This window comes from Streptomyces sp. NPDC005784, from assembly GCF_042871525.1.
Classification (GTDB): Bacteria; Actinomycetota; Actinomycetes; order Streptomycetales; family Streptomycetaceae; genus Streptomyces.
On the sequence record NZ_JBIAIQ010000058.1, the window covers coordinates 22000 to 41469 of the forward strand.

Genomic DNA, 19470 nt, shown 5'->3' on the forward strand with positions numbered 1-19470 from the left:
CTCCGCACTTCGGGCGCGTCAGAATCGGTTGCTGTCGGTGTCGTCGTCTTGTCCGGAGCCGTCGGCGCCGTCGAGCGCCAGGTCGAGGAGGCTCTGGAGGTCCATCGCGTCGATGGATTCGAGGGATTCGGCCTCGTCGGCCGGGTCCAGGGGGCCAGGGGTGTCAGGTCCGGCGAGTCGGAGCAGCGTGTCGAGGAGTCCGGCCTCGCGGATGCGTCCCAGCGGCACGGTGGCGAGGGTCCGGCGCAGTTCGGCGTCCCTCGGGTCGGTGTCCACGACCGGGGCGGCGGTGCCGTCGCCCTCGGGGAACAGGGACGCCAGCAGGTGCCGGGTCAGGGCCTGGGGGTTGGGGTGGTCGAAGACCAGGCTGGACGGCAGGCGCAGCCCGCACGCGGCGCCGAGCCGGTTGCGCAGTTCGACGGCGGTGAGGGAGTCGAACCCGAGCTCCTTGAAGGCCCGTTCGGGTGCGATGGCGTCGGCGGAGGCGTGCCCGAGGGCCGTCGCCGTGTGTTCGCGCACGAGCTCCAGCAGCGCGGCGGCTCGCTCGTCCCCGGTCAGTTCGGCCAGTCGGCGCAGCGCCTCGGGCGTGGCGTCGGCCGACTCCGGCGCGTCGCCGGCCGTGCCGCGCAGCGCGTCGCGCACCTCGGGCAGGTCGCCGACGAGCGGGCGGGGCCGGGCCGCGGCGAACACGGGTGCGAAGCGCGCCCAGTCGACGTCGGCAACGGTCAGGGTCGCGTCCCCGCCTGCCACGGCCCGTTCCAGGGCCAGCAGGTTGGTGGCGGGGGTGACGGGCGGCAGGCCGCGGCGGGTGAGCTGCTCCTCGGCGTCGCCCTCGGTGGCCATGCCGGCCTCCGCCCACGGGCCCCAGGCCACGGCGGTGGCGGCCAGGCCGCGGGCCGCGCGCCGTTCGGCGAGCGCGTCGAGGAAGGCGTTGGCCGCCGCGTACGCGCCCTGGCCGCCGCTGCCCCACACGCCCGCGATCGACGAGAAGAGTACGAACGCGTCGAGCGAGTCCGGCGTGTCGAACAGCGCGTCCAGGTGAACGGCGCCAGCCGTCTTGGCGGCCACCACCCGGGCGAAACCGGGCAGGTCCTCGGCGGTGCCGGGCGGCTGTGAGACGCCCGCCGCGTGCACCACGGCCCGCACCGGCGTACCGGCCATGGCGAGCCCGCCCACCAGTGCGGCCAGCGCCTCACGGTCGGCGACGTCGCAGGCCGCGAGGGTCACGGAGGCACCGAGCGCGGTCAGTTCGGCCTCGATGTCGGCCGCCCCGGGGGCGTCGGCGCCGCGCCTGCTGACCAGTACGAGGTGCTCGGCGCCGCGCTCGGCGAGCCGGCGCGCCACGTGGCGGCCGAGCGCGCCGGTGCCGCCCGTGACGAGGACCGTGCCGCGCGGGGTCCAGCCCGCGTCGGACGCGGCGGACCCGGCACCGCGCACCAGGCGCCGTACGACGGTGCCGGTGGCGCGGACCGCCACCTCGTCCTCGTCGCCCGCCGCGGCGAGCACGGCCATCGCGGCGGCCAGGACGCGGTCGTCGCAGGTCGCGGGCAGATCCATGAGCCCGCCCCAGTTCTCCGGGTGCTCCAGGGCGACGACCCGGCCCAGTCCCCAGACCTGCGTCTGGGCGGCACCCGCGAGGGTGTCGTCGGGCAGCGCCGCGACGGCCTCCCGGGTGACGCACCACAGCGGGGCACCGAGCCCGTCGACCGCGCCGGCCATCGCGGAGGTCAGCGCGAGCCCGACGGGAACGCCCGGGTGGTCCGGGTGCGGGCGCTCGTCCAGCGCCAGCAGGGAGAGCACACCGGCGAGCGGCCCGTCCACGGCGGCAAGGCGCCCACCGAGCACGATCGGGTCGGCGTCCTCGGCGTCGAGCACGAGCGGTACGACCCGCGCGCCGCCCGCGCCCATCCGGTCCGTCAGCGCGCGCACCCACGCGTCCTCGGCGTGCGGCGCAGGTACGGCCACGAGCCACGTGCCCGAGGGTATACCCGTCCGCGCACCGGACCACGGCTGCCAGGCGACCCGGTAGAGCAGGCCGTCGACCCGCGACCGGTCCTGCTGGTCGCGCCGCCAGGCCGACAGCGCCGGCAGTACGTCGGCCAGCGGGCGGTCCGCGTCCAGTCCCGCGCCGACGAGCGAGGCGAGATCCGACCGCTCGACCGCGTCCCAGAAGCGGGCGTCCACGTCGTTCGGCTGCGCGAGGCCGCGGCCGGGCGCCGCAGCGCCCGCGCCGACGGGCTCGGGCCAGAAGCGCCTCCCCTGGAAGGCGTACGTCGGCAGGTCAACGCGCCCGGCACCCGTGCCGGAGTAGTACGCGGTCCAGTCGACGGGGGTGCCGTGGGCGTGGGCCAGGGCGAGGGCGGTGGTGAGGGTGTGGGCCTCCTCCCGCCCTGCGCGCAGGGCGGGGGTGAAGACGGTGGCGTCGGGGTTGTCGACGGACTCCTGGGCCATGGCGGAGAGGATCCCGTCGGGGCCGAGTTCGAGGTACGTGGTCACACCCGCGGCTTCGAGGGTGCTGACACCGTCGCTGAAGCGGACCGCCTCACGGACGTGACGGACCCAGAAGTCGGGGTCGCTCATGTCGTCGGTGACCACCGTGCCGGTCAGGTTCGACACGACCGCGATACGGGGGCTCTCGTAGGTCAGGCCCTCGGCGACCTTGCGGAAGTCGGCGAGCATCCCGTCCATGTGCGGCGAATGGAACGCGTGACTGACCGCCAGGCGCTTGGACTTACGACCGCTGAACGACCCGGCGATCCGCTCCACCTCGTCCACGTCACCCGAGATCACCACCGACCGCGGGCCGTTGATCGCCGCGATGCTCACCCGCTCGTTCAGGAGCGGCGCGACCTCAGCTTCCGTCGCCTGCACCGCGATCATCACCCCACCCTCCGGCAGGGCCTGCATCAACCGGCCCCGCGCGGCGACGAGTTCGCAGGCGTCGTCCAGAGACAGCACGCCGGCCACATGCGCGGCAGAGATCTCACCGATCGAGTGACCGGACACGAAGTCCGGCGCGAGGCCCCACGACTCGACGAGCCGGAACAACGCCACCTCGACCGCGAACAGTGCCGACTGCGCGAACTCCGTACGATTCAGCAGCTCCGCATCGTCCCCGAACAGCACCTCCCTCAGCGGGAGTTCGAGATCCATCCGACTCGCCACCGCGTCCAGCGCCGCCGCGAACACCGGCTGGGACGCGTACAACTCACGCCCCATACCCGGCCGCTGACTCCCCTGCCCCGTGAACAGGAACGCCGTGCGGCCGTCGCCGGTCGAGCCGGTGACGGTGCCGGGCGCCGGTTCGCCGGCGGCCAGGCGCGCCAGGGCCTCGGTGAGCTCCGTACGGCCCCCGGCGACGATCGCCGCGCGCCGGTCGAGGTGCGCGCGACCGGTCGCCAGCGAGTGGGCGAGATCGAGCGGGCGCGTCCCCTCGGTGGCCTCCACCGACGCGAGCAGGCGGGCGGCCTGGGCGCGGAGGGCGTCCTCGGTACGGGCCGAGAGCAGGAACGGCAGCGGTTGCGCGGGCCCTGTCGGGGGCTCCCCCACCGCGGCGGCCACCGACTCCGGGGCCTGCTCCACGATCGTGTGGGCATTGGTGCCGCCGATGCCGAAGGAGGAGATGCCGACGCGGCGCGGACGGCCGGTCTCGGGCCAGGCGACCGCCTCGGTGAGCAGTGAGATGTCCCCGGCCGTCCAGTCGACGTGCGGCGTCGGCTCCTCCACGTGCAGGGTCCGGGGCAGCACCCCGTTCCGCATCGCCATGACCATCTTGATGACGCCCGCGACTCCGGCAGCGGCCTGCGTGTGCCCGAGGTTGGACTTGACGGAGCCGAGCAGCAGAGGCCGGTCCGCGTCGCGCTCTCGGCCGTACGTTGCGAGCAGGGCCTGGGCCTCGATCGGGTCACCCAGCCGCGTACCCGTGCCGTGCGCCTCGACGGCGTCGACCTCGTTGGCGGACAGTCCCGCGCTCGCCAACGCGGCCCGGATCACGCGCTGTTGGGAGGGTCCGTTGGGAGCGGTCAGCCCGTTGGAGGCGCCGTCCTGGTTCACGGCCGAGCCACGCACCACCGCGAGAACCGGGTGCCCTTTTGCACGGGCCTGCGACAGCCGCTCCACAAGCAGCATGCCGACCCCCTCACCCCAGCCCGTACCGTCCGCAGCCGCCGCGAACGCCTTGCAGCGCCCGTCGGGTGACAGGCCGCCTTGCTGACTGAACTCGGTGAAGGTCCCCGGGGTGGACATCACGGTGACGCCACCGGCGAGGGCCAGGTCGCACTCGCCGTTGCGCAGCGCCTGGACCGCCCAGTGCAGGGCGACGAGCGAGGAGGAGCAGGCGGTGTCGACGGTGACCGCGGGGCCTTCGAGTCCGAGGACGTAGGAGACGCGGCCGGACAGCACGCTGCCCGCGTTGCCGGTCATCACATGGCCGCTCACGCCGTCCGCGCCGGACTCCTCCAGGTGGGCGTCGTAGGCGCCGTAGCCCGCGCCGACGAACACGCCGGCGCGGCTGCCGCGCAACGAGGTCGGGTCGATGCCGGCCCGCTCGACGGCCTCCCACGCGGTCTCCAGCAGCAGCCGCTGCTGGGGGTCCATGGCCAGGGCCTCACGCGGGGAGATGCCGAAGAAGTCGGCGTCGAAGGTGTCGGCGTCGTGCAGGAAGCCGCCGGTGAAGGGACGCCCGTCCTGGTCGGTGAGCCGGCCCGCGGTCTCCCAGCCCCGGTTCACGGGCAGCCCGGAGATCGCGTCGACGCCGGACTCGACGAGCCGCCACAGGTCCTCGGGGGTACGCACACCGCCGGGGTAACGGCAGCTCATGCCCACGACGGCGATCGGGTCGTCGGCGGGGCCCGCGGCGGTCTGCGGTGCACCCGCGCCGCCCGCCGTCTCGAAGTCCGCTTCTCCGCCAAGGAGTTCGTCGCGCAGATGGCGGGCGAGGGCGGCGGGCGAGGCGTAGTCGAAGACGAGGGTGGCGGAGAGCTTCAGCCCCGTGGCGGTGTTCATCCGATTGCGCAGCTCTACGGCGGTCAGCGAGTCGAAGCCGAGGTCCTTGAACGCCTTTGCCGTGTCGACCTGTTCGGGCGAGGTGTGCCCGAGGGTCCCGGCGACCTGCTTACGGACCAGGTCGAGCAGGGCCCGGTCCTGTTCGGCGACGGGCAGCCGTCGCAGCCGCTCGGTGAGCGGGGTGCCGCCCCCGGCGCGCAGGTGGGCCCTGCGCCGGCCGCCGGCGCCCAGGAGCGTCCGGAAGACCGGGGCGACCGGGCCGGGCCCGGCGGCGGCACGCAGCGCCGCGAGGTTCAGCCGGGCCGGCACCAGGAGCGCACGGTCGGCGGCGAGGGCCGCGTCGAGCAGGGCCATGCCGTCGGCGGCGGACAGCGCGCCCACACCGTGCCGCTCCATACGGCGCAACTGGGCCGCGTCGAGTGCCCCGGTCATGGTGCTCGTGTCGCCCCACCTACCCCACGCGAGTGAGGTAGCCGGCAGTCCTTGGGCGCGGCGGTGCTGGGCGAGCGCGTCCAACAGGACGTTGGCGGCGGCGTAGTTGGCCTGTCCCGCCGCGCCGAGGGTACCGGCGACGGCGGAGTAGAGGACGAACGCCGCGAGCGGCAGATGCCGGGTCAGCTCGTGCAGATGGAGCGCGGCGTCCGCCTTCGGCCGCAGCACGGCGTCCAGGCGCTCGGGCGTGAGGGAGGCCAGCACGCCGTCGTCGAGGACACCGGCGGTGTGCACGACCGCCGTCAGCGGGTGCTCGGCGGACACGGAGGCGAAGACACGCGCCAGTGCGTCCCGGTCGGCGGCGTCGCAGGCCGCCCAGGTGACGTCGGCGCCCAACTGGGCAAGTTCGGCGGCCCGTTCGGGTGCGCCCGGCGCCTCTGCGCCACGGCGGCTGAGCAGCAACAGGTGCCGTACGCCGTGCTCGGCGACCAAGTGGCGGGCGACGATCCCGGCGAGGGTGCCGGTGCCGCCGGTGATCAGGACGGTGCCGTCCGGGTCGAGGGCGGACACCTGGGTACGGGCACCGGGGCGGCGGCGGGTGAGGCGGGGCGCGCGGAACTCCCCGGCGCGCAGAATGAGTTCGGGCTCTCCGCACGCCAGGCCCGCGAGGACCCCGGCCGGGACGTCCGTGCCCGGCACGTCCAGGTCGGCCAGGACGAACCGGCCGGGGTTCTCCGTCTCGGCGGAGCGCACCAGGCCCCAGACGGCGGCGTGCGCCAGGTCGGTCACCGGCTCGTCGGGGGCGGCGACCGCGCCCCGGGTCACCACGACCAGGCGCGCGTCGGCGAACCGCTCGTCTGCCGTCCACTCCTGGACGAGCGCGAGCGCGCGCCGCGTCGCCGCGTGCAGCGCTCCGATACGGTCCCCCTCCGCCACCGGGCGGGCGGGCACGAGCGGGGTGGGGTCGCCTTCCGCCTCCGGGCCGGCCGGCACGAGCGGGGCGACGACGTACGCCGGTACGGGTGCCCCGGCGTCGATCGCGGCGGCCAGCGCCGCCAGGTCCGCATAGGGGGTGGCGGGACCGAAGGCGTCGGTCCCGAGCACCGCCCAGCCCCCTGAGGCTCCGGCGGCCGGGCTCACGGGCACCCAGTCGAGCTGGAAGAGCGCGTCGCGGACGACGTCCGGCGTGCCCTCGTCGACCTGCGCGTAGGAGTGCGGTACGAGCGTGCCCACGGTGGCGACCGGGTCGCCGAGGTCGTCGGCGAGGTCGAGCGTCAGGGCGCCCTCGCCGAGGGAGCGGACGCGGGCGCGCAGCGCGCCGGCGCCGTGGGCGTGCAGGGCGACGCCGGTCCAGGCGCCCGCCACCGGGCCGGTGGCGGGCGGCTCGGCGTCCAGGGCACGGGCGGCCCGGGCGACGGCGTCGAGCAACGCCGGGTGAAGGCCGAAGCGGCCCGCCTCGGCGTCGTCCTCGGGCAGCCGCACCTCGACGAAGAGGTCCCCGTCGAGCCGCCAGGCGGCCTCGACCAGGTCCGTCCCGGTCGGCGCGTCGGCCGGCACGGGTTCGGCACCGGCCGGCGGCCACGGTGCCAGTTCGAACGGCGCGAACGGCGCGGCCGGTGTCGTGGGCGCGACGACCCCTCGGGCGTGGCACACCCAGGGCGCGTCCGCCGGGGCGTCCTCGGCACGCGCGGAGACGGTCAGGACACGACGGCCCCGCTCGTCGGCGCCCGCCACGAACACCTGGAGGCGTACGGCGCCCTCGGTGGGCAGCGTCAGCGGCGCCCCGGGCGTCAGCTCCTCGACGTACCCGCAGCCGGCCCGGTCGGCGGCGTGCAGGGCGAGCTCGACGAGCGCGGCACCGGGCAGCACTCCCTCGGCCCCGGCCCAGGGACGCGCGCCCGGGGCGAGCCGGCCGGTGAGCAGTACGCCGTCGGTGTCGGCCAGCGCGACGGCCGCGCCGAGCAGCGGGTGCCCGGCGGGGTCCAGCCCGGCCCCGCTCACGTCTCCGGTGCCGCCGACGCCGGGCTCCAGCCAGAAGCGCTCGCGCTGGAAGGCGTACGTCGGGAGGTCGACGCGGCGCGCGCCCGTGCCGGCGAAGTACGCGGCCCAGTCGACGCGCGTGCCGTTGACGTGTGCGAGGGCGAGCGCGGTGACGGCGGTCTCGGCCTCGTCGCGGCCGGCGCGCAGGGCAGGGACGAAGACAGCGGCGTCGGCGTTCCCGTCGGTCACGCAGTGCTGGGCCATGGCGGACAGGACGCCGTCGGGGCCGAGTTCGAGGTATGTGGTGACACCGGCCGTCTCCAGGGCGCGGATCCCGTCGGCGAAGCGGACCGCCTCACGGACATGACGCACCCAGAACTCGGGCCGCGTCAACTGCTCCGAAGCGAGAGCACCGCTCACATTCGAGATCACCGATATCTTCGGCAGCTCGTACGTCAGGGACTCCGCAACCTCGCGGAAGGCGTCGAGCATGCCGTCCATGTGCGGCGAGTGGAACGCATGACTGACTGTCAGCCGCTTGGACTTGCGACCGCTGAACGATCCCGCAATCCTTTCCGCCTCATCCGCATCACCCGCGATCACCACGGACTGCGGACCGTTGACCGCGGCGATGCTCACGCGCTCCGACAGCAGCGGCGTGACCTCGTCCTCGGTCGCCTGGAGGGCGATCATCACACCACCCTCCGGCAGCGCCTGCATCAGCCGACCACGCGCCACGACAAGCTTGCAGGCATCGTCGAGGCTCAGTACCCCGGCCACGTGCGCGGCAGCGATCTCACCGACCGAGTGACCGGCAACAAAGTCCGGCCGCACACCCCACGACTCGAACAACCGGAACAACGCCACCTCGACCGCGAACAACGCAGGCTGCGCGAACTCCGTACGATTCAGCGCCTCCGCGTCGTCCCCGAACAGCACCTCCTTCAGCGGCAGTTCGAGGATCATCCGCTCCGCGACCGCGTCCAGCGCCGCCGCGAACACCGGCTGGGACGCGTAGAACTCCCGCCCCATACCCAGCCGCTGGCTCCCCTGCCCCGTGAACAGGAACGCCGTGCGACCGGCCTTGGTGGCCGTGCCCCGCACCAGTCCGGGGGCCGACTCCCCTTCGGAGAGGGCCGCGAGGGCGCGGGTCAGATCGTCACCGGTGCGGCCGATGAGCACGGCGCGGTGCTCCTGGGCGGCGCGGGTGGTGGCCAGCGAGTGGGCGAGGTCGAGCGGGCGCGCGTCGACGAGGTCGGTGGCGATCGCGGTGTGCAGCCGGGCGGCCTGAGCCCGCAGGCCGGCGTCGCTGCGGCCGGAGAGGGCCCAGGGCAGCACGGCGGGAGCGGTGACCGGAGCGGCGGTCTCCTCCTCGGCCTCCGGCTCGGGGGCCTGTTCTAGGACGGTGTGCGCGTTGGTGCCACTGACGCCGAAGGCCGAGACGGCCGCACGGCGGGGCGCGTCGGTGCTGGGCCAGGGCTCGGCCTCGGCGAGCAGCGTGACGGCACCGCCGGACCAGTCCACGGCCGGAGTGGGCTCGTCCACGTGCAGGGTCTTCGGCAACACGCCGTGGCGCATGGCCATGACCATCTTGATGATGCCCGCGACACCGGCGGCGGCCTGGGTGTGCCCGAGGTTGGACTTCAGCGAGCCCAGGCGCAGTGGCCGGTCGGCAGCCCGGTCCTGGCCGTAGGTGTTGAGCAGGGCCTGGGCCTCGATGGGGTCGCCGAGGGTGGTGCCGGTGCCGTGCGCCTCGACCACGTCGACCTCGGCCGCGGAGAGCTGGGCGTTCTCCAGGGCCTGGCGGATGACGCGCTGCTGGGCGGGCCCGTTGGGGGCGGTGAGGCCGTTGCTGGCGCCGTCCTGGTTGACGGCGGAGCCGCGCACGACGGCGAGGACCTGGTGCCCGTTGCGCCGGGCGTCGGACAGGCGCTCCACGAGGAGCACGCCGACGCCCTCGGACCAGCCGGTGCCGTCCGCGGAGGCGGCGAAGGACTTGCAGCGCCCGTCGGCGGCGAGCCCGCGTTGCCGGCTGAACTCGACGAAGACGTCCGGGTTGGGCATCACGCACACGCCGCCGGCCAGGGCGAGCGAGCACTCGCGCTGACGCAGTGCCTGGGCGGCCAGGTGCAGGGCGACCAGCGAGGACGAGCACGCGGTGTCGATGGTGGCGGCCGGGCCCTCCAGTCCGAAGACGTACGCGAGCCGGCCGGACAGGACACTGGTGGCGGCGCCCGTGAGCAGCAGGCCCTCCAGCCCTTCCGGGACCTCTGCGAGGTCGGCGCCGTAGCCCATGGCGCCTGCGCCGACGTAGACGCCGGTGCGGCTGCCGCGGACCTCGGTGGGGTCGATACCGGCACGTTCGAAGACCTCCCAGGAGGTCTCCAGCAGCAGGCGCTGCTGGGGGTCCATGGCGAGGGCCTCACGCGGGGATATCCCGAAGAATCCGGGGTCGAATTCCGTGGCACCGTCGAGGAATCCGCCGCCGGTGTTGTAGAAGGTGCCCTTCTTGTCCGGGTCGGGGTCGGCGAGGGACGCGACATCCCAGCCCCGGTCGCCGGGAAAGCCGGAAATGGCGTCGCCACCCTCGGCCACCAGGTGCCACAGGTCCTCGGGCGAGCGCACGCCGCCGGGGAAACGGCAGCTCATCGCCACGATCGCGATCGGCTCCCGGGCATCCGCCTCGGTCTCCTGGAGGCGGCGCCGGGTTCGGCGCAGCTCCGCGGTCATCCACTTCAGGTTTTCGAGCAGTTTTTCTTCGTTCGCGCCGGTCATCGGAACGTCACCTCCTGGGAAACAGCGAAATGGATGCGGAAAAGGGGCTCGATCATCGGATCAGTCATCGGATCAGTCATCGGATCAGTCATCGGATCGGTCATCAGGTCAGGATTTTCCGAATTCGTTGTTGATGATGTCGAAGAGGTCGTCGGCGGATACCGAGTCGAGGGATTCTTCGTCGCCCTCTCCGATGACCGCTCGCTCCGCCCTGTTCCAGTCGGCCAGGAGCGCTTCGAGCCGTGCGGTGACGCGGGCGCGTTCGGTGGTGTCCTCGGGGACCGAGGAGAGGAGGTATTCCAGCTTGTCGATCTCGGCGAGTGCGGGCAGCGGTACCGAGGTGTCCTCACCCAGGAGTTCCGCCCGGATGTGGGCGGCCAGTGCGTTAGGGGTCGGGTGGTCGAAGACCAGCGCGGCCGAAAGCCTCAGTCCTGTGGCGGAGTTGAGGCGGTTGCGCAGTTCGACTGCCGTCAGCGAGTCGAAGCCCAGTTCCTTGAAGGCGTGCGTGGCCGAGATCTCGGCCGCGCCGTCGTGGCCGAGCACGGCCGCGACGTGCGTACGGACCAGGTCCAGAGCGGCGCGTTCCGCCTCTTCCGCCGACTTGCCCCGCAACGCGGCGGCGATATCCGCGACTTGGGCGCCGACTGCCGTCTGCTGTTCCTCGGCGAGCGCGCGGCGCACCTCGGGCAGATCGGCGATGAGCGGCCGGGGGCGGGCCGCGACGAAGGCCGGCACGAACCGCTCCCAGTCGACGTCCGCGACCGCCACGGCCGTGTCGTCCGTGTCCAGCGCCTGCTGCAGGGCGCCGATCGCGAACTCCGGTGCCATGGTGGCCAGTCCGCGACGGCGCAGTTGCTCGGCGGCCTCCTCGTCGACGACCAGACCGCCGCCGTCCCACGGGCCCCAGGCCACGGAGGTGGCCGTGCGGCCGTCGGCTCGGCGCCGCTGCGCGAGGGCGTCCAGGTGAGCGTTGGCGGCGGCGTAGGCGGCCTGGCCGCCGCTGCCCCAGACGCCCGCGATGGAGGAGAAGAGGACGAAGGCGTCCAACTCCGTGTCGCCCAGCAACTCGTCCAGGTGGGTGGCGCCGGTGACCTTGGCGTCGACCACGTCGGCGAGCTCGCCGGGCGTGGTCTCGTCGAGCGGCGCGAACTGTCCGGCACCCGCGGTGTGGAAGACCGCCGTCAGGCCGGTCAGCCCGGCGAGCAGTCCGGACACCGCGTCCCGGTCGGTCACGTCGCACGCGACGACAGTGGCACGCGCACCCAACTCCTCTACTTCCCGCGCCAGTTCGGCCGCTCCCGGCGCGCCCGGTCCGCGCCGGCCGGCCAGCACCACGTGCTCGGCTCCGCCGTCCGCAAGCCAGCGGGCGACGTGCCCGCCGAGCGCCCCGGTGCCTCCGGTGACGAGGACCGTGCCGCGCGGGGTCCACGCGGTGCGCCCCTCGGGGAGTTCGCCGCCGGTCGCGGCGTGGCCCATGCGACGGGCCAGCAGCCCTGAGACACGTACCGCGAGCTGGTCCTCGTCACCCGCGCCGGCGAGCGCGGCGAGCAGCAGGTCGCCGGCTCGCTCGTCCCGCACGACCGGCAGGCCGCCGGTCCGCTCCTCCCGCACGACCGGCAGGTCCACGAGCCCGCCCCAGCGCTCCGGATGCTCCAGCGCGACGACCCGGCCCAGACCCCAGACCTGTGCCTGGACCACGCTCTCGACCTTCTCGGCCGGGGTGGCGGCCACGGCGCCGGTCGTGGCGCACCAGAGCGGTGCGTCGATCCCGGCGTCGCCGAGGGCCTGGACGAGAACGCCCGTCTGGATCAGCCCGGTCGGCGCAGCCGGGTGGGCGGGGTGCGGGTCCTCGGCGAGCGCCAACAGGGACAGCACGCCGTTGGCCGCGTCGCCCGCGAGCGCCGCGCGCAGCCGGTCGGCCGGCGCCGCGCGGTCGGCGGCGGCCGCTGCGATGGTCACCTCGCGTACGTCCGTGCCGGCCCCGGCCAGGGCCGCTCGCACCGCGTCCGCGACCGGGTGCCCGCCCTCGGGCGTCACCAGCAGCCAGGTCCCGTTGGGCCGGGCGCCGGGCGTGAGGCCCGCCGGTCGCCAGGTGACGGCGTACCGCCACCCGTCCGCGACGGATCGCTCGGCGCGCCTGCGCCGCCATGCGGACAGTGCGGGAAGCAGGGCACTGAGCGGCTGGTCGGCGTCCACGCCCAGCGCGCCGGAGAGCGCGGCCGGGTCCGCCGTGTCCACGGCCGCCCAGAACTCGTCGTCCACCACGCCACCGGCGTCCGTTCCCCCGGTCGTCGCACCGGTGACCACCGCCTCCTCCAGCCAGTAGCGCTTGCGCTGGAAGGCGTACGTGGGCAGGTCCACGCGCTCGGCGCCCGTACCTGCGAAGTACGTCGCCCAGTCGACGCGCGCCCCATGGGCGTGCGCCGTGGCGAGGGCCGCCAGAGTGGTCCGGACCTCGTCACGGCCGCCTCGGAGGGCGGGGGCGAAGACGACGCTCTCGTTCTCGACGCAGTCCTGGGCCATGGCCGAGAGGATCCCGTCGGGGCCCAGCTCCAGGTAGGTGGTGACGCCTGCGGCTTCGAGGGTGCGGACACCGTCGCTGAAGCGGACAGCCTCACGTACGTGACGGACCCAGAAGTCGGGATCGGCCATGTCGTCGGTCACCAATGTGCCGGTCAGGTTGGAGACGACCGGGATACGCGGGGACTCGTAGCTCAGGCCTTCCGCGACCTTGCGGAAGTCGGCGAGCATCCCGTCCATGTGCGGCGAATGGAACGCGTGACTGACCGCCAGGCGCTTGGACCTGCGGTCCTTGAACGACCCGGCGATCCGGTCCGCCTCATCCGTGTCGCCCGCGATCACCACGGACCGGGGCCCGTTGATCGCGGCGATGCTCACCCGCTCGCCCCGGAGCGGCGCGACCTCGGCCTCGGTCGCCTCCAGCGCGATCATCACCCCGCCCTCGGGAAGGGCCTGCATCAGCCGTCCTCGGGCCGAGACGAGCCTGCACGCGTCGTCCAGGGACAGCACCCCGGCCACATGCGCGGCAGCGATCTCACCGATCGAGTGCCCTGCAACGAAGTCCGGCTTCAAACCCCACGATTCGACGAGCCGGAACAACGCCACCTCGACCGCGAAGAGCGCCGGCTGCGCGAACTCCGTACGATTCAGCGCCTCCGCGTCGTCCCCGAACAGCACCTCCTTCAGCGGGAGTTCGAGGTCCATCCGACTCGCCACCGCGTCCAGCGCATCCGCGAACACCGAGGATGCCGCGTACAACTCCCGCCCCATACCCAGCCGCTGACTCCCCTGCCCCGTGAACAGGAAGGCGAGTGCGCCGTCGTCGGCGATGCCGCGCACCGTCTCCGGTGCCTGTTCTCCCGCCGCCAGCGCGTCGAGCGCCGCGAGGAAGGCGTCCCGGTCGGCGCCGATGAGCACCGCGCGGTGGTCCAGGGCGGCCCGGGAGGTGGCGAGGGTCTGGGCGACGTCGGCCGGGGTCAGCGAGCCGTCGGAGGCGACCCGGGTGCGCAGCGCACGGGCCTGGCCGCGCAGGGCCGCGTCGGACTTGGCCGACAGGAGCCACGGCACTACATCGTCGGCAGGCGTCGGGACGGGCCGATCCACCTCCGGGGAGGCGGGGGCCTGCTCCAGGACGGTGTGCGCGTTCGTCCCGCTGAAGCCGAACGAGGAGATGCCGGCCCTGCGCGGACGGCCGGTCTCCGGCCACGCCGCCGCCTCGGTGAGCAGCGAGATGTCGCCCGCCTCCCACTCGACGTGCGGCGTCGGCTCGTCGACGTGCAGCGTGCGCGGGAGCACGCCGTGCCGCATCGCGAGCACCATCTTGATCACGCCCGCGACACCGGCCGCGGCCTGTGTGTGCCCGATGTTCGACTTGATGGAGCCCAGGTGCAGCGGCAGCCCCTCCGGACGGTCCTTCCCGTACGTCGCCAACAGGGCCTGCGCCTCGATGGGGTCGCCCAGCCGGGTGCCGGTGCCGTGCGCCTCCACCGCGTCCACCTGGCCGGTGGACAGCCCGGCATTCGCCAACGCGGCTCGGATGACGCGCTGTTGGGACGGACCGTTGGGAGCGGTCAGACCGTTGGACGCACCGTCCTGGTTGATGGCCGAGCCACGCACGATCGCCAGCACCGGGTGTCCGTTGCGGCGGGCGTCGGACAGCCGCTCCACCAGGAGCATGCCCACGCCCTCACCCCAGCCGGTGCCGTCGGCCGTGGCGGCGAACGCCTTGACCCGACCGTCCGCCGCCAGCCCGCGCTGCCGACTGAAGTCGATGTACGCGCCCGGGGACGACATCACGGTCGCACCGCCCGCGAGTGCCAAGTCGCACTCGCCGTTGCGCAGCGCCTGGGCGGCCCAGTGCAGGGCGACCAGTGACGCCGAGCAGGCCGTGTCGACGGTCACCGCCGGACCCTCGAGACCGAAGGCGTAGGAAAGACGGCCGGAGACGACGCTCGCCGCGCTGCCCGTGCCGAGGAAGCCCTCGATGCCGTCCGGGACCGCACGCAAGGTCGCCCCGTAGTCCTGGCCGTTGGTGCCGACGAACACACCGGCCTGGCTGCCGCGCAGCGAGTTCGGGTCGATGCCTGCCCGCTCGAACGCCTCCCACGAGGTTTCGAGGAGCAACCGCTGCTGCGGGTCCATCGCCAGCGCCTCGCGCGGCGAGATACCGAAGAAGTCCGCGTCGAACTCGGCCGCTTCGTAAAGGAACCCGCCCTCACGGGCGTAGAAGGTGCCCTGCTTGTCGGGGTCGGGGCTGTAGAGCTTGTCGAGGTCCCACCCGCGGTCGGTCGGGAACTCCCCGATGGCGTCGCCGCCTTCGAGCAGGAGCTTCCAGAGGTCCTCGGGGGTCCGTACTCCGCCGGGGAAGCGGCAGGACATCGCGACGATCGCGATCGGGTCGTCGTCCACCGCGGGCGCCGCCGCCGGAGCGGCCTCCAACACCGGCTGGCTGCCCAGCAGTTCGTCCCGCAGGTGCTGCGCCAGGGCCGCCGCTGTCGGATAGTCGAAGACGAGCGTCGCGGAAAGGCGCACGCCGGTGGCGGCGCCGAGCCGGTTGCGCAGCTCGACGGCCGTGAGCGAGTCGAAGCCCAGCTCCTTGAAGGCGCGTTCGGCTCCCACGGACTCCGATCCGCCGTGCCCGAGCACGGCCGCAACCTGCGTACGGACCAGGGCCAGCAGTTCCTTCTCCTGCTCGGCCCTCGCGAGCCCGGCCAGGCGCGCCGCCAGTGGCACGGCCCCTCCGGCGGAACCGGCCGACGCCGCCTCCTCGACCCGCGCCTCGGGCAGCTCGGCCAGCAGACCGGACGGCCGTACGGCGGTGAGGGTCGGGGCGTAGCGCTGCCAGTCCACGTCCACGATCATCAGCGCGGCCTCGGTGGAGCCGACGCTGTGGACCATCGCCGTCAGCGCCGTCCCGGGCGCCATCGGCGGCACACCGCCCTGGCGCATCCGAGCCTCCAGCACCTGGTCGGCAGCCATACCGCCGTCGGCCCACGGACCCCAGGCCAGCGAGGTCGCGGCCAGACCGTCGGCACGGCGCTGCTCGGCCAGGGCATCCAAGTAGGCGTTGGCGGCAGCGTAGTTGGCCTGACCAGCCGTGCCGATGGTCCCGCTCATGGAAGAGAACAGCACGAACGCATCGAGCCCGATGCCGAGTTCGACGGTCAGCTCGTGCAGGTTGCGGGCCGATTCCGCCTTGGCCCGGAGGACTGCCGCGAATCGAACCGGCGTGAGCGTGTCGAGCATGCCGTCGTCGAGGACGCCGGCGGTGTGGACCACGGCCGTCAGAACGCCCGCCTCGGCCGCCAGCAGCTCGCGCAGCGCGTCCCGGTCTGCGGCGTCGCACGCCACCACGGACACATCTACACCCAAGTCGACTATCTCGGCCGCGAGTTCGGCCGCACCCGGGGCATCCATACCCCGACGGCTGGTCAGCACCAGGCGCTCGGCGCCCTCGGCAGCCAACCTCCGGGCGACCTTGCCACCCAGCACACCCGTCCCACCGGTGACCAGGACGGTGCCGGACGGGGTCCAGGAACCCTGGCTGCCAGGGGCGCGGACGAGACGACGGCCGAAGACGCCCGAGTCCCGCACCGCGACCTGGTCCTCGCCCGGATCCGTACCGGCGAGCACGCCCACCAGACGCGCTCCGGCCCGCTCGTCCAACTCGGCCGGAATGTCGACCAGACCACCCCAGCGGTCCGGATGCTCCAGCGCCGCCACCCGGCCCAGGCCCCACACCTCGGCGGCAGCCGGGGCGACGAGCCGGTCGGAGCGGCCCACGGACACAGCGCCCCGGGTCACCGCCCACAACGGAGCCGTGACACCGGCGTCACCCAGCGCCTGCACCAGAGCGGCGCTCTCCACCGCACCCAGGAGGGAGACGACACCCGCGAGGTCGGCCGGTTCGGCGAATAGTCCGGCCAGCGTGGCGCGGTCGGCACCGGCCTCGACGGCGAGCGTACGCACCTCGGCGCCCGTACCCGACAGCGCGGCCACCACGTCGGTCGCTTCGGCCGGGTCGGTCGACACGACCAGCCACGTACCACTCAGCCCATCGGCGGCGGTACCGGTCAACGGCTTCCAGCTGATCCGGTAGCGCCAACCATCGACGTCCGACTGAGCCTTGCGGCGCTTGCGCCAGGCCGAAAGGGCAGGCAGCAGTTCGGTGACGGTGGCGTCGTCGGCCACGTCCAGTTCGGCGGTCAGGGAGTCCCAGTCCGCCTGCTCGACCGCGTCCCAGAAACCGTCGTCCGCCCCGTCGCCCGGCACGCGGGTGACACCCGACAGGTTCAGCCAGTAGCGGGAGCGCTGGAAGGCATACGTCGGCAGGTCGGCCGTCAGCGATGAGGCGTCGCCGTCGACGCCGCCGAAGAAGGCGCCCCAGTCGATCCCGGTGCCCCGTACGTACGCCTGGGCGAGGGCCGCGACGACGGTCTCGGCCTCGTCACGCCCACCGCGCAGGACAGGGACGAAGACAGCAGCGTCGGCGTTCTCGACGCAGTCCTGGCCCATGGCGGACAGGACGCCGTCGGGACCGAGCTCGACGAACGTGGTCACGCCCGCCGCCTCCAGTGCCCGCACACCGTCGTGGAAACGGACCGCCTCGCGGACATGACGCACCCAGAACTCCGGCTGCGTCAACTGCTCCGAAGCAAGAGCACCGCTCACATTCGAGATCACTGGTATGCGCGGCAGCTCGTACGTGATGCTCTCCGCGACCTCGCGGAAGGCGTCGAGCATGCCGTCCATGTGCGGCGAGTGGAAGGCGTGACTGACGGTCAGCCGCTTGGACTTGCGACCGCTGAACGATCCCGCGATCCTTTCCGCCTCATCCGCATCACCCGCGATCACCACGGACTGCGGACCGTTGACGGCAGCGATGCTCACCCGCTCATTGAGCAGCGGAGCGACCTCCGCCTCCGTCGCCTGGAGAGCGATCATGACCCCGCCCTCAGGCAGGGCCTGCATCAGCCGACCCCGAGCGGACACCAACTTGCAGGCGTCCTCCAGCGAGAACACCCCCGCCACATGCGCAGCCGCGATCTCACCGATCGAGTGACCGGACACAAAGTCCGGCCGCACACCCCACGACTCGAACAGCCGGAAGAGGGCGACCTCCACCGCGAACAGCGCCGGCTGCGCGAACTCCGTCCGGTTCAGCAACTCGGCGTCCTCGCCGAACAGCACGTCCTTCAACGGCAGCTCAAGGTCCATCCGCTCGGCGACCGCGTCGATCGCCTCCGCGAACACCGGCTGCGAGACGTACAACTCACGCCCCATACCCAGCCGCTGACTCCCCTGCCCCGTGAACAGGAAGGCGAGTTTGCCACCGACGGCGGAGCCGCTGACGACACCGGGGACGGCGCGCCCCTCGGCGAGGGCGGCCAGCCCAGCCAGCAGCCCCTCCCGGTCGCCCGCCACGACAGCGGCCCGCTCCTCGAACGAGACACGGCCCAGCGCCAGGGCACGCCCGATCTCGCTCGCGGCCACTTCCGGAGCACCCGTCGCAAACGCGAGCAGTGCTCGCGCCTGGTCCCGCAGGGCCTCCGAGCTCCTCCCGGACAGCGCCCACGGCACCACACCGACCTCCGCCACCGGAGAAACTTCCGGCTCCGGGGCCTGCTCGATGATCGTGTGAGCGTTGGTACCGCTGATACCGAACGAGGAGACACCCACCCGACGCGGGCGACCCGTCTCCGGCCACGCCACCTCCGCGGCCAGCAGCGAGACGGCACCCGCCTCCCAGTCCACCTGCGGGGACGGCTCGTCGACATGCAGCGTTTGGGGCAGCACCCCGTGCCGCATCGCCATGACCATCTTGATGATGCCCGCGACACCGGCCGCAGCCTGCGTGTGCCCTATGTTCGATTTGATCGACCCCAGGTGCAGCGGCAGCCCCTCCGGACGGTCCTGACCGTATGTCGCCAGCAGCGCCTGCGCCTCGATCGGGTCGCCCAGCCGCGTGCCCGTGCCGTGCGCCTCCACCGCGTCCACCTCGGACGCGGTCAGCCCCGCACTGGCGAGCGCTTCACGGATGACGCGCTGTTGGGACGGACCGTTGGGAGCGGTCAGACCGTTGGACGCACCGTCCTGGTTCACGGCCGAACCACGGACCACGGCCAGGACGGGATGCCCGTTGCGGCGAGCGTCGGAAAGACGCTCCACGAGCAGCATGCCCGCGCCCTCGCCCCAGCCCGTCCCGTCGGCAGCCGCCGCGAACGACTTGCAACGGCCGTCCACCGACAGACCGCGCTGCCGGCTGAAGTCCACGAAGGTCTCCGGCGTCGCCATGACCGCGACACCACCGGCGAGCGCCATGTCGCACTCGCCACTCCGCAGCGCCTGCACGGCGAGGTGCAGAGCGACCAGCGACGACGAGCAGGCGGTGTCCACGGTGACGGCCGGACCCTCCAGACCGAACACGTACGAGAGCCGGCCGGAGGCGATGCTGCCGGAGGTACCCGTGCCGAGGTAGCCCTCGACGCCCTCGGGCAGTTCGCCGCCGTCACCGATGGCGTAGTCGTGATACATCACCCCAGCGAACACACCGGTGCGGCTGCCACGCATCGAGGCCGGGTCGATACCGGCACGCTCGAACGCCTCCCACGACGTCTCCAGCAGCAACCGCTGCTGCGGATCCATCGCGAGGGCCTCGCGCGGCGAGATGCCGAAGAAGTCCGCGTCGAACTCGGCGGCGTCGTGCAGGAAACCGCCCTCACGCGTATACGAGGTACCGGCGTGATCCGGATCCGGGTG

2 protein-coding genes are annotated in these 19470 nt (G+C 73.4%); both read right to left on the reverse strand.

Annotation, left to right across the window (positions count from 1 at the left end):
- Positions 1-18 precede the first annotated feature (18 nt).
- A complete protein-coding gene (locus tag ACFYR3_RS42345) occupies positions 19-10167 on the reverse strand; it encodes a type I polyketide synthase (protein ID WP_389287587.1) in 10149 nt (3382 codons plus the stop codon).
- A gap of 132 nt (positions 10168-10299) precedes the next feature.
- Positions 10300-19470 (reverse strand): type I polyketide synthase (locus ACFYR3_RS42350; RefSeq protein ID WP_389287585.1); only part of this gene is annotated, 9171 nt, incomplete at its 5' end.